This is a genomic window from Bradyrhizobium sp. HKCCYLRH2060, assembly GCF_051168135.1.
GTDB lineage: Bacteria > Pseudomonadota > Alphaproteobacteria > Rhizobiales > Xanthobacteraceae > Bradyrhizobium.
Window position 1 is genome coordinate 40,042 of the sequence record NZ_JBNPUK010000011.1, and the last position, 13,178, is coordinate 53,219.

The following is a 13,178-nucleotide window of genomic DNA, read 5'->3' on the forward strand; positions in this document are numbered from 1 at the left end:
TGGTGCGGGTGGGGCTCAGGGGCGTGGGCTGTTGCCGGAACCGGTCGACAAGAAACTGGGGGACGTCTTGACCAGACTGTCGGCGCTGAAGAGCGCGCTTCTCGCGACGTGTGCGTTGCTGCCCACGGCTGCGTTCGCGCAGCAAACCCTGCAGACCATCGAGGTGGTCGGCGTCTCGCCCGTTCAGGGCAGCGAGATCGCGAAGGACAAGATTCCATCCAATGTCGAAACCATCGGGGCGCGGGAGCTCGACCACAGCCGTGCGCCGACGCTGCTCGACGGCATCCTGCAATCGGTGCCCGGGGTCTCGCTCAGCGACCAGACCGGCAACGCGTTTCAGCGCGACCTGAACTACCGCGGCCAGACCGCCTCGCCGGTGCTCGGCACGCCGCAGGGCATCGCCGTCTACCAGAACGGCACCCGCATCAACGAGGCCTTCGGCGACGTCGTGAACTGGGACCTGATCCCGGAAATGGCGATCGCGCGCATGACGCTGATGCCGAACAACCCGCTGTTCGGCCTCAACGCCACCGGCGGCGCGCTCTCGATCGAGATGAAGAACGGCTTCAACTACCAGGGCGGCGAAGCGCAGCTGTTCGGCGGCTCGTTCGGCCGGATCCAGTCGGGCGCGCAATACGGCTGGAACAATGGCACCTATTCGACATACATTGCCGCGGAAGGCGCCTATGACCGCGGCTGGCGCGACTATTCGTCGGCCTCGCAGATCCGGCGCATGTATGCCGATTTCGGCGCGCGCGGCGACAACACCGAATTCCACCTCTCCTTCACCGGCGCCGACAACAAGCTCGGCTCGGTCGCGGCGACGCCGATCGAGATGCTGAACCAGCGCTGGTCGAGCGTCTACACCTGGCCGCAGTCGCTGCGCCTGCAGATGCAGATGGTGCAGGCGAGCCTGAAGTGGGCGCCCACCGACACGCTGTCGGTCCAGGCCAACGGCTACTACCGCAACTACAAATCCGCGCGCATCGACGGCAACGGCACCGAGGTTGCGGCCTGCGACCCTGCGGGCGCGTTCCCCGGCGAATTCTGTCTCAGCGATGCCGCCGGCACCGAGTTCCAGATGAACCGCAACGGTCCGACCGTCAACACGCTGGCGGGCGATGCGGCGCTCGGCCAGATCGACCGCAACACGGTCAAGACCGGCAGCTATGGCGGCTCGCTGCAGGCGACCTCGACGACGCAGCTCTTCGGCCATGACAACCATTTCGTCGTCGGCGCCAGCGTCGATCACGGCAATACCAACTTCCAGGCCACCTCCGAGCTCGGCACCATCGACAACAATCTGTTCGTCACCGGCCTCGGCGTCTACGTCGATCAGCCCAATGCCGGCCTCGCGCCGGTCAACCTGAACGCCAAGAACACCTATCTCGGCGTCTACGCGACCAACACCTTCGACATCACCTCGCAGCTCGCGCTGACGGCCGGCGGCCGCTTCAACTGGGCTCAGATCAACCTGCGCGACCAGACCGGCTTCGCGCCGCTCTTGAACAGCAACAACAACTTCCAGCGCTTCAACCCGGTGGTCGGCCTGACCTACAAGATCACGCCTGATATGACCGCCTACGCGGGCTACTCCGAGGCCAACCGCGCGCCGACGCCGCTCGAGCTCGGCTGCTCCGATCCGGCCAATCCCTGCCTGATCGACAACTTCCTGATCGCCGATCCGCCGCTCAAGCAGGTGGTGTCGCGCACCGTCGAAGGCGGCCTGCGCGGCGAGATCTCCGGCGGCCGCTCGGCCTACGCCGCCGATCTGCCGGCCTATCGCAAGGCGCCGATCAAGTCGGTGGCGGTTGATGACGGCTGGCGGCTGCGCTGGGGCCTCAGCCTGTTCCGGACCGAGAATTCCGACGACATCATCCAGGTCGTCGACCCGGCCAACCCGGTGCGCGGCTACTTCAAGAACGCCGGCACCACCCTCCGCCAGGGTGTCGAGGCCAAGCTCGATCTCGCTTGGAATCGCTGGACCGCATACGCCAACTATACTTTCATCGACGCCACCTTCCGCAGTGCTTTCGACGTCAACGATCCGTTCCTCGGGGCGCCGGTCGGTGTCGTCTCCGGCAACCACATTCCCGGCATTCCGGCGCATCGCCTGAAGCTCGGCGCGGAATATGCCGTGACCGACGCCTGGAAGGTCGGCGCCAGCGTCAACTATGTCGGCAGCCAGTATCTGCTGCACGACGAAACCAACGTCTATCCCAAGGTCCCGGCCTACTGGGTCGTGAACGTCAACACATCCTATCAGGTGACCAAGAACGTTGAGGTGTTCGGCCTCATCCAGAACCTGTTCAACCAGCGCTATTACTCGGCAGGCACCGTGTTCGACCCTGCCGGCTTCAACACTGCCGGCGGCGGAACGGCGTTCGCGCTGAACGATCCGCGCAGCATGGTGCCGGGAATGCCGCTCGCGGCCTATGCCGGCATCCGGGCGAAGTTCTGAGCCTCCGGCACGGACGGCCGGTGACCATAGGCGCACCCGCGCCGCGCCACGGCAGCCCCCCCACCGTGGCAAGAAGGCCGGGAGAAATCCCGGCCTTTTAGTTTGTTACGGATCGTCCCCCGAAATTGCGCGCGGTCGTGATCTGCCGGCTCTGCAGTCAAGTCGCGTCCATGGAAGGACGTTATCATTCGAAATAAGTAGTCCGTGCTGCGGGACTAATTCTTATGTTAGTTGGAAAATGTCCCTTGTGTTACTAGAAACTTTCGCCTTGCTGGTTACTGCCAACGTTTCGATACAATCGGTCATCAACAAGAAGCCGTGTATTGCGTAACGTGGGGCGTCAGGTGAAATCAAAGAACAGAAAGCGCAGCGAGGCGGCTGCCGCAAGTTTCGTGCTGTTGTCGACATGGATGGTCGCCGGCGAGGCAAGGGCCGAGTGTACGACGCCAGGCGTCACCGTCACCTGCAGCGGGACCATCAGCTCGGCGATCACCGTATATGACGCCGCGGCGGCGGCCGCGACACCCTCGAGCGGAAGCAACGCCTATACGCCGGCGAACCCGGCCTTTCCAGCGACCGGGTACAATCCCAATCCGCCGACGACGATTGTCACGCTGGATTCGACGGCCGTTCGCAATCTCACCACCAACACCCAGACCGGCCTGGCCGACCGCGGCATGATCGCGGCCAATTTCTCCAATGCCGAGGACCCGGCCGTCAACAACGTCATCATCAACAACGCCGGCTGGCTCAGCCTCACCACCAGCCAGCTCAGCGCCGGCCGGCTTCACGTCATCGTCGCTGACAGCCAGGTCAACAGGTTCACCGTCAACAACACCGGGACGCTGGCCGTCACCCAGAATTTTTTCGGTGCGTTCGATCCCACCAAGCTGGGCGTCTCGATCGGCGCGACGGCGACAGGCCGTTACAACGGTACCAACCTTGCGGTCATCTCGGCGCTGTATTCCGACGACAACACGAACAGCTTCGTCGTGAACAATCGCGCCGGCGGCACCATCTCGGCGACCGGCAACTATGCCGCCGCCTATTACGGCCGGGCCGACACCTCGGTCACCAACTCCGGCACCATCGCCAACACGAGCTGGACGGCGGCGAGCCGCTTCTACGACGGTCACTGGGCGATCGCAGCGTTCGCCGGCGCCGAGTTCGATACCATCCCCGGCAGCAACCCGGATTCGCCGCTCTACAAGTTCGACTCCGCGGGCAACGTGACGGTGACGGAGACCAAGGCGCTGACGCTGACCAACAATGCCAGCGGCGTGATCAAGGGCGACATCCTGGCGCTCGATACCAATCCGCTGGCCACCGCCGCCGGTCTCGCCGCAGGATCGACCTTCCCGCTGACCGGCAGCGGCTCAAACTCTGGCCCGCGCGACAGCGTCATCGCCAATGCCGGCCTGATCCAGGGTAACCTCTATCTCGGCTCGGGCGAGCATGACATCACCAACAGCGGCACGATCTCGGGATCGATCTCGGTCGACCAGAGCGCCTCGCGCGGCTCCTTTGCCAAGGCGACCGCGGGTACCGTCGCCGGCACCTATAGCAGTTCCGGCTCGGGCATGGATGCCAACGGCAACGCCTGTCCGACGGCCGGCACCAACACCACGGACCCGCTCTGCGCCGCCAGCACCAACCAGGCGGCGACGTTCTTCGGCGCCCGTACATTCAATCTGGTCAACACGGGCACGCTCGGCGGCGACATCACCATCAACGACGAGGATGGCGCGACGAATGCCATCCTGCTCAAGGGCACCGGCTTCAGCGGCAACGTCGTCGCGCAGAACGGCCTCGGCAGCAATTCGCTGACGCTCGACGGCGTGACAAGCCTCGCCAGCATCGTCAATTTCGGCATGCTGGACCTGATGAAGTCGCAGGTCACCGTGAGCGGCGGGGCCGGCGTGCAGCTCGTCGATGGCGCCGTGCTACGGACCACGATCTTCGGATCTGGCGGCACCGCGGCGGCGCCGTCGACCAGGATCGGCAACATCACGGGCGCGGTGACCTTTGCGGGCGCGGGCACGGTCGCGCCGACGCTTCAGGGCATCGTGCGCCATGGCGATGTCTACCGCGTCGCGACGGTGGTGTCGGCGACGCCGCTCGACGTCGATTTCTCCGGCGCGCTGGTCGGTTTCACGGCCGATACGTCCACCGGGGCTCTGCTGCTGAATGCATCCGTGCGGTCGCCCGCGACCATCGCCGGCATCTCGCCCTCCAGCCTCGCCGCGCTGAACGGATTGCTTGGCTACAGCGGCAGCAACGCGCAGGTGCAGGCGCTCGGCGGCGCGGTGCAGAGCCTCGGCACCGACAGGGAGGTGCGCACCGCCGGCGATCAGTTGCGTCCGTTCGTGAACGGCGCCCAGGTCCAGGTGCCGCTCAGCACCGCATCGCTGTTCCAGAACCAGATCGACAACCGGCTGACGGCCGCGGCCGCATCGCCCAATTCGCGCGTCGCCTCGGCGTTCGCCGACGACACCGATCCGCTCACCTCGATGCTGATGGCCTTCAATGCGACCAAGGCCCGTCCGACGGTGAAGGCAGCGCTGGCTCCGGCCATCGCGCCCGAACCGGAACGCACCGTCTGGGGCAGCCTGATCGGCACCAATGCGTCGCAGCGCGACGTGGCCGGTGTTGCCGGCTACAGCGGCAATACCGGGGGGCTCGTTGCCGGCATCGATCAGCGGATCGATGGTGTCTTCCGCGTCGGTGCCGCGTTCGGCTATGCCACCAGCGCGATGGACGATCGGACCGCCGCCGGCGATGCGGTCGGGATGCAGCACTATCAGGGCACGGTGTACGGTGCCTATGTCCAGCCGTCCTGGTACGTCAACGGCTCCGCCGGCGTCGCGCTGGTCGACTACACCACCAGGCGCCGCATCAACTTCGCGGGCTTCACCGATACCGCCTCCGGCAGCCACAAGGGGTGGCTGACGCTGCTCCGCGGTGAGTTCGGTCTGCCCGTGAAGGTGGATCAGGCCGTGCTGACGCCGTTTGCCGGCGTGACCTATGCCCGCCTCGATCAGCAGGCCTACACCGAGACCAGCACCGCGGGTGCTGCGCTCGCGATCGCCAAGCAGACCACCAATTCGGTGCGCTCGAACCTCGGCCTCCGCGCCACCGTTCCATTGCTGGTGACCTCGACCTACGGCTTCGGCCTGGAGACGCTGGCGGCATGGCGGCACGAGTTCGGCAACACCGCGCAGAACGTGACCGCAAGCTTCGCCGGCGGCGGCGCGATCTTCTTCGCCGCCGGACCGTCGCCCGAACGCAACCTGGCCGAGCTGGGCGCCGCGCTCAAGCTGGTGGCATTCGGCGAGCGTCAGTCGATCTCGCTGGGCTACAACGCCGTGGTCGGCAGCCAGTATCTCGAGCAGTCGGCGGTGCTGAAGGTGCGGGCGGAGTTCTGAAGAGTCCGCCTTTGGCAGAGCCTGCGAAGCACGACGTCGAAGAGGCCGGGAGCAATCCCGGCCTTTTTGTCGCTGCATCGTCGCAGCGCGCGGCGCGACGCGTCTCCGCTGCCGTAGGGTGAACAAAGGCGCGCGCGACACTGCATGCCGCGAGCTGAACTCCATCGCGCACCGTGCCCACCATTCCCTCCGGTTGCGCGGGTGCACGGTGGGCACGCGACGCCTGCGGGGCGGCCGCTTTGCCCACCCTACGCAGCCTGCATGAATCGTCGAGGGGCCTGCTCACGCCGGGTCTCGGGCAATTATCCCGCTGGCCTCGTGAGCGGGATCGTTGCCTGCTCTTGGAATTTACGAAGCATCGCGATTAGTTGCTGCCGGCCTCCGTCAACTACGAACTTCCGCCACAGAAGCCGACCAGCTATTGCGCATCGTATCGAGCAGCGAGGTGTGCACATGAGTCGTAGATCTTCAAGCCTTGTATCGATCGTCTCATTATTGGTGGATGCCGTTCGCCGGCCCCACGTCCGCCGTTGGGTACGAGCGACGATCTCGGTCGCGACTCTCGCCGGCGGTATAGGTGCGCATTCTCTGCTGCTTGGCGATGCGACGGCGCGCGATCTCGACGGGCGTTATGCCAATTCTCCGCTCAAGGGCTGGTTCGAGAGTTTGCGTTCGGGCAGGGGGCCGTGCTGCTCGGATGCGGATGGCACCGCGCTCTCGGACACGGATTGGGACACGAAGGATGGCCGCTATCGTGTCCGCATTGAAGGCCAATGGTGGGTCGTTCCGGAAGAGGCCGTGGTGACTGAGCCCAATCGCGCCGGCCGGACGATGGTATGGCCCGTGTATTATCGCGAGCTGAATACGGGCCTGCGCATCGATGTGCGCTGCTTCCTGCCGGGCAGCATGATGTAGGTGGGGATGTGCTGGATCGCAGGGCTGTAGGGTAGGCAAAGGCGCGCAAGCGACATGCTGCGTCAGACGCGGTCTCTTGCGCGCCGTGCCCACCATTCCCTCCGCTTGCGCGGATGCACGGTGGGCACGCGCCGCCTGGCGGCAGCGCTTTGCCCACCCTACGAGATGACGATTACTCCGCCGCTTGCGCCGCTTTCAGCGTCGGATAGTCGGTGTAGCCCTTTTCGCCGCCGCCATAGAGGGTGGCGCGGTCGAGCTCGTTGAGAGCTGCGCCCGTCTTGAGCCGCTCGACCAAGTCGGGATTGGCGATGAACGGCCGACCGAAGGCGATCAGGTCGGCCGCGTTGGCATCGAGCTGCTTGTTCGCGAGCGCGAGGTCATAGCCGTTGTTGGCGATGTAGGTGCCGTTGAAGCGCTTGCGCAGCGAGGCGTAGTCGAACGGTGCAACGTCGCGCGGGCCGCCGGTCGCCCCCTCGATCACGTGGATGTAGACCAGATTCAGTGCCGCGAGCTGGTCGACGATGTAGTCGAACAGCGCCTGCGGATTGGAATCCGAGATGTCGTTGGCCGGCGTCACCGGCGACAGACGGATGCCGGTCTTGTCGGCGCCGATCGCCTCCGAGACGGCCTTGGCGACCTCGAGCATCAGCTTTGCGCGGTTCTCGATCGAGCCGCCATAGGCGTCGGTGCGCTTGTTGGCGCCGTCCTTGGCGAACTGGTCGAGCAGATAGCCGTTGGCGCCGTGGATCTCGACGCCGTCGAAGCCGGCCTCGACGGCATTCAATGCGGCCTGCTTGAATGCCGCGACGATGCCGGGAATTTCGCCGAGCTCGAGCGCGCGCGGCGCTGAGACGTCGGTGAAGGCGCCGCCGACGAAGGTCTTGGTCTTGGCGGCAACGGCCGACGGCGCGACCGGTGCGCCGCCGTTCGGCTGCAATGAGACATGGGAGATGCGGCCGACATGCCAGAGCTGGATGAAGATGCGGCCGCCCTTGGCGTGCACCGCGTCGGTCACCTTGCGCCAGCCGGCGATCTGCGCCTTGGAATAGATGCCGGGCGTGTCCTGGTAGCCCTGACCCTGCTGCGAGACCTGGCTGGCCTCGGAGATCAGGAGGCCGGCCGAGGCGCGCTGGGCGTAGTACTCGGCCGTCAGCGGACCAGCGGCGAGGCCTTCAACGGCGCGGTTGCGCGTCAGCGGCGCCATCACGACGCGGTTGGCAAGGGTGATCGGACCGAGCTGGTACGGCTCGAACAGTTTGGATGCATTCATCGGGGTCTTTCCAGGAGGGAGGAGGAGGGGGTTCAGGTCAGTTGTGCATTGCCGCGAACAGCGCAATGCCGGGAGGTATCCGTCCGGCGCAGACGAGCCGCGCGATGGAGCGGCCGCGACTGGCCGTCCGCTGGACAGCCTGTCGCAGTACACGAAAGGGGATCAGGCCACGCCCAGGAAGTCCCGCTTGCCGATGTCGACGCCGTTGTGGCGGAGAATGCCGTGAGCGATCGCAGCGTGGAAATAGAAGTTGGGAAACGAGACGCGGTTAACGAAGTCCTGCCCCTTCAGGGTCAGGGTGGTGTTGGGCCCGCTCGGAAAGGTCACGTCGCGGCTATCGGCCCCGTCGAACTGCGCCGGCGTGAACGCCTTGAGGTAATCGACGGTCTTGGCGAGCCGCTGGCGGAGCTCGGCGAATGTCGTCTCGGTGTCGGGCGTGCTGGGGATCTCGCTGTGGGACAGCCGCGCGCACCCCTTGGCGGCGAAGTCGCAGGCGAGCTGGATCTGCTTGGAGAGCGGCAGCATGTCCGGATACAGGCGTGCGCCGAGCAGCACCTCGGGGGCGATCTTCCTGGCTTCGCAATGGGCCTCGGCCTTGCTGAGCAGGCCGGACAGGCTGCCGAGGATCTGGAGGTAGGCCGGGACGGTCGAATCGTAGAAGGACATGTGATGCTCTCTCTTGGCAGGAGACGTCGCGACGAAAGCGCGCGCCCTCGGAGATGGGGCGGCGTTCAAGAGAATGCAACTGCATCTTTCCGGTTTTTCCGGGCGCTGGCGGATTGCTGCCCTACCGTTCCCGGCATATCACCTCGTCTATGCGAGCTGGCCGTCGCCGGCGTTCTCAGCGATTTTCGATGTCGCGGCAAATAGGCGGTCGCCACTGCTGTCGCACGACTGGCATCCATCAGGCGCATGCCTTCCAGTATGAGGATTTCGCCAAGCCGTGGACGCAACGCCGGATCGAGGTCGTGGAGAATTTCGAGCGGGACACCGGCCTGAAGGCGTATAAGGCCTGGATGGACAAGAAGGACCGGCACCCGTACTGAGGCAGGCATGACGGCGACGGCTCATTTCGGCTGAGTTGCCGACCATGCTCGGGATGGAGATCATTGTGACAAGCCGACGGGCTCGAGTTGTCCGTCAGCTCCCGCTTTTGTGTCCGGAGCGATCATCTCGCGGTCCAATTCCAAGGTGATAGATTGGAATTGGGAGGAGCGGACGATGGTCGCATGACATCGGAGGACACGCATGATCCGTTCCGGAGCTTTGATCGCCATCCTGCCGTGCAATGATCTCGATGCCTCGGAGCGGTTCTACAATCGGCTCGGCTTTGCGCGCCCGGACAGCGACAGGCCGGCTCCGGGTGAGCCCGACACCTATCGCATGCTGTCGAATCCGCAAGGTGGATCTCTGCACCTGACGGACGCGGTCGAGGGATGGCTGACGCCGGGCCGAAACCCCTTTGGACTCTACCTCTATGTCGAGGATGTCGACGCCGCGGCGCGGGAGTTTCAGCAAACGCCCGAAGACAAGCCTTGGGGGATGTACGAGTTCGCGCTATCCGACCCGGATGAAACCTTGGTCCGTGTCGGCTGGCCAACGCGGCTGCGCGCCGGGTCGTAAGAGGTCATCGACTCGTTTGGGCTCTTACGCGCCACGCGCGGGCGTCGCCCGCCGATGTGCGCTCACCGCGTCGCTGTCGTTGAAGCCGGTGCCGCCTGCGCCCGCGGCGTGTTTCCACGCATCCGCGTGAGCAGCTCTGCCGTGGGCCAGGAGTCGGCCGGCAGCCCCAGCCGCAGCTGCATCGTCTTGACCGCGGTGCGGCTCTGCTGTCCCAGCACGCCGTCGACCTTGCCGACGTCGAAGCCGGCCTTCACCAGCAGCTGCTGCAGCTCCTTGATCTCGTTGAACGGCAGTTGCGCCACGGGGCCGGCGGGCTTGCGCATCGGCGGCGCGCCGGCGATGCGGGCGGCGAGGTAGCCGGCCGTGGTCGAATAGATCAGCGAGTTGTTCCATTCGGTATAAGCGGCGAAGTTGGCATAGGCCAGGAACGCCGGGCCGTTGCGGCCCATCGGCAGCAGCACCGAGCCTTCGAGCGCATCGTTCGGCAGCGGCCGGCCATCGGCATAGGTCACGCCGAGGGCGGTCCATTTGCTGCGCGGCGCCTTGACGGTGAGGTCGGCCTGCTCCCAGGGAAACGTCTGCGGCACGCGGATCTCCTCCAGCCACGGCTCGCCGCGGCGCCATTTCAGTCCGGTCGCGATGTAGTTGGCGGTCGAGCCGATCACGTCGGGCGCGCTGCGCAGGAGATCGCGGCGGCCGTCGCCGTCATAGTCGACGGCATAGGTGACGTAGTGGGTCGGCAGGAACTGGGTCTGGCCGAGCTCGCCAGCCCAGGAGCCGATCATCTCTGACGGCGTGAGATCGCCGCGGTCGATGACCTTCAATGCGGCGATGGTCTCGTTCTGGAAGCGCTCGCTGCGGCGGCAGTCATAGGCCAGCGACACCAGTGACGGCAGCACCGGCAAATTGCCCATGTTGGCGCCGAAATCGCTCTCCAGACCCCAGAACGCGGCGATGACCGCCGGGGGCACGCCATACTCCTTCTCGGCGCGCGCGAACGCTGCCGCGTGCGCCTTGATGTGCTGCTGGCCGTTCTGCATCCGGTAGGGCGCGGCCATCCGGCCGGCGAACTCGGTGAACAGTTGGCCGAACACGCGCTGGCCGCGGTCGCGGTTGACGATGCCCTGGTTGTAGGTGAGGTAGGGCGAGGCGGCCGCGATCGCGCTCTGAGACACGCCTTCGGCAATGGCACGCTGCTTCAGCTCGGCGAGAAACCGGTCGAAGCTCTGGCCGTTATGGCAGGCCGCGACGCGCATCGATGGCGCCGGCTTCGGACGCGGTGTGGTCGCCTCCGGCGCCATTTGCGCCGACGCGCTGACAACCAGCATGAAGGAGGTTGCGAGCGCGCTGAAGGTGACGCGCAAGGCAGTCGAAGAGCTTCGCATCCGGTCTCACCGATGGCTGTCTAATTCCTTGTCCGTCCATCGATATCCGATACGGAGGGAAAGGAAAAGGCGAGGGGGAAGCGAATGGCGGAAAGGGGCGAATGGCGAATAGGGAGTAGCGAATAGGGGATGAGGAAGCCCCCATTCGCTACTCGCCCTCTTCACCCAACCTTCGCCAGCGCCGCCTGGGCCTCGCTCTGGATCCGCTTGAGATGCTCGGCGTCGCGAAAACTCTCGGCATAGAGCTTGTTGACGTCCTCGGTGCCGGAGGGGCGCGCCGCGAACCAGCCGTAGTCGGTCTCGACCTTGATGCCGCCGAACGACTGGCCGTTGCCCGGAGCCTTGGTATGCACCATGCGGACGGGATCGCCGGCGAGCTCCTTCAGGTTCAGCATTTCCGGCGTCAGCGCCTTCAGCGCCGCCTTTGCCGGCGGGCTCGCCGGCACGTCGATGCGCTCATAGACCGGCGCGCCGAGCTCTGCCGTCAGCTCCTTGTAGAGCTCGCTCGGGTCGCGGCCGCGCCTGGCCATGATCTCGGCGGCGAGCAGCCCGAGGATCAGGCCGTCCTTGTCGGTGGTCCACACCGTGCCGTCGCGCTTCAGGAACGAAGCGCCCGCGCTCTCCTCGCCGGCGAAGCCGAAGCTGCCGGAGCCGAGGCCCTCGACGAACCATTTGAAGCCGACGGGAGTTTCGACGAGCTTGCGGCCGAGCTTCTGCGCGACGCGGTCGATCAGAGAGCTCGACACGATGGTCTTGCCGATGGCGGCGTCGCTGCGCCAGTCGGGCCGGTGCGCGAACAGATAGGAGATCGCGGTCGCCAGATAGTGGTTGGGATTCATCAGCCCGCCCGAGCGCGTGACGATGCCATGGCGGTCGGCGTCGGTGTCGTTGGCAAACGCGACGTCGAAGCGCTCGCGCATGCCGATCAGGCTCGCCATCGCATAGGGCGACGAGCAGTCCATGCGGATCTTGCCGTCCCAGTCCGCGGTCATGAACCGGAAGGTCGGATCGACGAGATCGTTGACGATGGTGGCATTGAGGCCGTAGCGCTCGATGATCGGCGCCCAATAGGCAATCGCCGCGCCGCCGAGCGGATCGATGCCGATCTTGATGCCCGCGGACTTGACGGCCTCGAGATCGACGGTGTTGGCGAGATCGGCGACGTAGGGCGTGATGTAGTCGTAGGTGTGCACCGAGCCGCTCTGCTTGGCCCGGCTGTAGCTGATGCGCGATACGCCATCGAGGTCGTTGGCCAGATACACGTTGGCCTGCCGCTCGATCTCGGCCGTCGCATCGGTGTCGGCCGGGCCGCCATGCGGCGGATTGTATTTGTAGCCGCCATCCTCCGGCGGATTGTGCGACGGCGTGATGACGACGCCGTCGGCGAGATGCGCCGTGCGGCCCTTGTTGTAGGAGATGATGGCGTGCGAGATCACCGGTGTCGGCGTGTAGCCGCCGTCCTTGTCGACCATCACCTCGACGCCATTGGCGCCGAACACTTCGAGCGCGCTGGCCAGCGCGGGCTCGGCCAGCGCGTGGGTGTCGATGCCGACGAAGAGGGGGCCGTCGAGGCCCTGCTGGCGGCGGTAGTCGCAGAGCGCCTGGCTGGTGGCGAGAATGTGGTTCTCGTTGAAGCCGGTCTTCAACGACGAGCCGCGATGCCCCGACGTGCCGAACGCGACGCGCTGGGTCGGCTCGTGCGGGTCGGGCTTCAGCGCATAATAGGCCGTGATCAGCCGCGGAATGTTGGCGAGCGCAGCATTGGCGATCGGCTTGCCGGCTGCGGGGTCTGTCTTGGCCATGGAGCATCCTTCGCAAGTTCGAGAAACATCTGCGGCGGCGCTTCGTTCCGCCGCGGCGGGCGCAGGGAACGCGGCGCGTCGCGACGAGCCTGCCGCAACATGGCGGCGTGCGGCGATCCGATCAACGGAATTCGTGCCTGCCCCCCGCGGCGGCGTGAAGCCTGTTTGATATCCGCTGGGGGGAATGCTCGAGACTCGCGGTCGAGGCCGGCCAATGTCGCCGCCTTGTGCGCGCGACATTAACCACGCCTCACTGAGTCCGCGTGCCGGGACCGGCGCTTAAGCCTGAGTTTAACC

9 protein-coding genes are annotated in these 13,178 nt (G+C 65.8%); 5 read left to right on the plus strand and 4 right to left on the minus strand.

The genetic code is table 11. The features are described from left to right. Nucleotides 1-67: 67 nt before the first annotated feature. The 3 genes from ACQR10_RS21165 (at nucleotide 68) to ACQR10_RS21175 (ending at nucleotide 6,801) form a co-directional block, all read left to right on the plus strand. The gene (locus ACQR10_RS21165; protein ID WP_316217353.1) at nucleotides 68-2,461 is read left to right on the plus strand and encodes a TonB-dependent receptor; all 2,394 of its coding nucleotides are present in this window, start codon (nucleotides 68-70) and stop codon (nucleotides 2,459-2,461) included. Between the two features lie 344 nt (nucleotides 2,462-2,805). After that, nucleotides 2,806-5,886: an autotransporter domain-containing protein gene (locus tag ACQR10_RS21170; protein ID WP_316217352.1), complete on the plus strand. Its 3,081-nt coding sequence runs from the start codon at nucleotides 2,806-2,808 to the stop codon at nucleotides 5,884-5,886. Between the two features lie 546 nt (nucleotides 5,887-6,432). Next, nucleotides 6,433-6,801, plus strand: a complete 369-nt coding sequence (locus tag ACQR10_RS21175) for a hypothetical protein (protein ID WP_409997934.1) — start codon at nucleotides 6,433-6,435, stop codon at nucleotides 6,799-6,801. Nucleotides 6,802-6,973: 172 nt separating this feature from the next. On the opposite strand, the gene ACQR10_RS21180 is transcribed toward ACQR10_RS21175, so the two are convergent. Then, the gene (locus ACQR10_RS21180; RefSeq protein WP_316217350.1) at nucleotides 6,974-8,071 is read right to left on the minus strand and encodes an alkene reductase; all 1,098 of its coding nucleotides are present in this window, start codon (nucleotides 8,069-8,071) and stop codon (nucleotides 6,974-6,976) included. A 162-nt stretch (nucleotides 8,072-8,233) separates the two neighbouring features. Continuing rightward, nucleotides 8,234-8,737 carry a DUF1993 domain-containing protein gene (locus ACQR10_RS21185; protein ID WP_316178084.1) on the minus strand — a complete coding sequence of 168 codons (504 nt, stop codon included), beginning with the start codon at nucleotides 8,735-8,737 and terminating at the stop codon, nucleotides 8,234-8,236. Between the two features lie 188 nt (nucleotides 8,738-8,925). Here ACQR10_RS21185 and ACQR10_RS21190 point away from each other — a divergent pair, with 188 nt between their 5' ends. Next, a complete protein-coding gene (locus tag ACQR10_RS21190; RefSeq protein ID WP_316217349.1) occupies nucleotides 8,926-9,117 on the plus strand; it encodes a hypothetical protein in 192 nt (63 codons plus the stop codon). Nucleotides 9,118-9,319: 202 nt separating this feature from the next. Then, complete coding sequence (locus ACQR10_RS21195; protein ID WP_315802749.1) at nucleotides 9,320-9,694, plus strand: VOC family protein; 375 nt, start codon at nucleotides 9,320-9,322, stop codon at nucleotides 9,692-9,694. Nucleotides 9,695-9,756: 62 nt separating this feature from the next. Here the strand turns inward: ACQR10_RS21195 and ACQR10_RS21200 are convergent, their stop codons facing one another. Next, complete coding sequence (locus ACQR10_RS21200) at nucleotides 9,757-10,995, minus strand: lytic murein transglycosylase (RefSeq protein WP_316217390.1); 1,239 nt, start codon at nucleotides 10,993-10,995, stop codon at nucleotides 9,757-9,759. A 245-nt stretch (nucleotides 10,996-11,240) separates the two neighbouring features. Next, entirely contained in the window at nucleotides 11,241-12,881 is a 1,641-nt protein-coding gene (gene pgm, locus ACQR10_RS21205; protein ID WP_316217348.1) for a phosphoglucomutase (alpha-D-glucose-1,6-bisphosphate-dependent), read from the minus strand. Between the last annotated feature and the right edge of the window lie 297 nt (nucleotides 12,882-13,178).

Bases quoted from the DNA above. Each gene is read 5' to 3' on its own strand.
- ACQR10_RS21190 (WP_316217349.1), top strand. From the start codon at position 8,926: ATGTCGCGGCAAATAGGCGGTCGCCACTGCTGTCGCACGACTGGCATC.
- ACQR10_RS21195 (WP_315802749.1), top strand. From the start codon at position 9,320: ATGATCCGTTCCGGAGCTTTGATCGCCATCCTGCCGTGCAATGATCTC.
- pgm (WP_316217348.1), bottom strand. From the start codon at position 12,881: ATGGCCAAGACAGACCCCGCAGCCGGCAAGCCGATCGCCAATGCTGCG.
- ACQR10_RS21180 (WP_316217350.1), bottom strand. From the start codon at position 8,071: ATGAATGCATCCAAACTGTTCGAGCCGTACCAGCTCGGTCCGATCACC.
- ACQR10_RS21185 (WP_316178084.1), bottom strand. From the start codon at position 8,737: ATGTCCTTCTACGATTCGACCGTCCCGGCCTACCTCCAGATCCTCGGC.
- ACQR10_RS21200 (WP_316217390.1), bottom strand. From the start codon at position 10,995: ATGGCGCCGGAGGCGACCACACCGCGTCCGAAGCCGGCGCCATCGATG.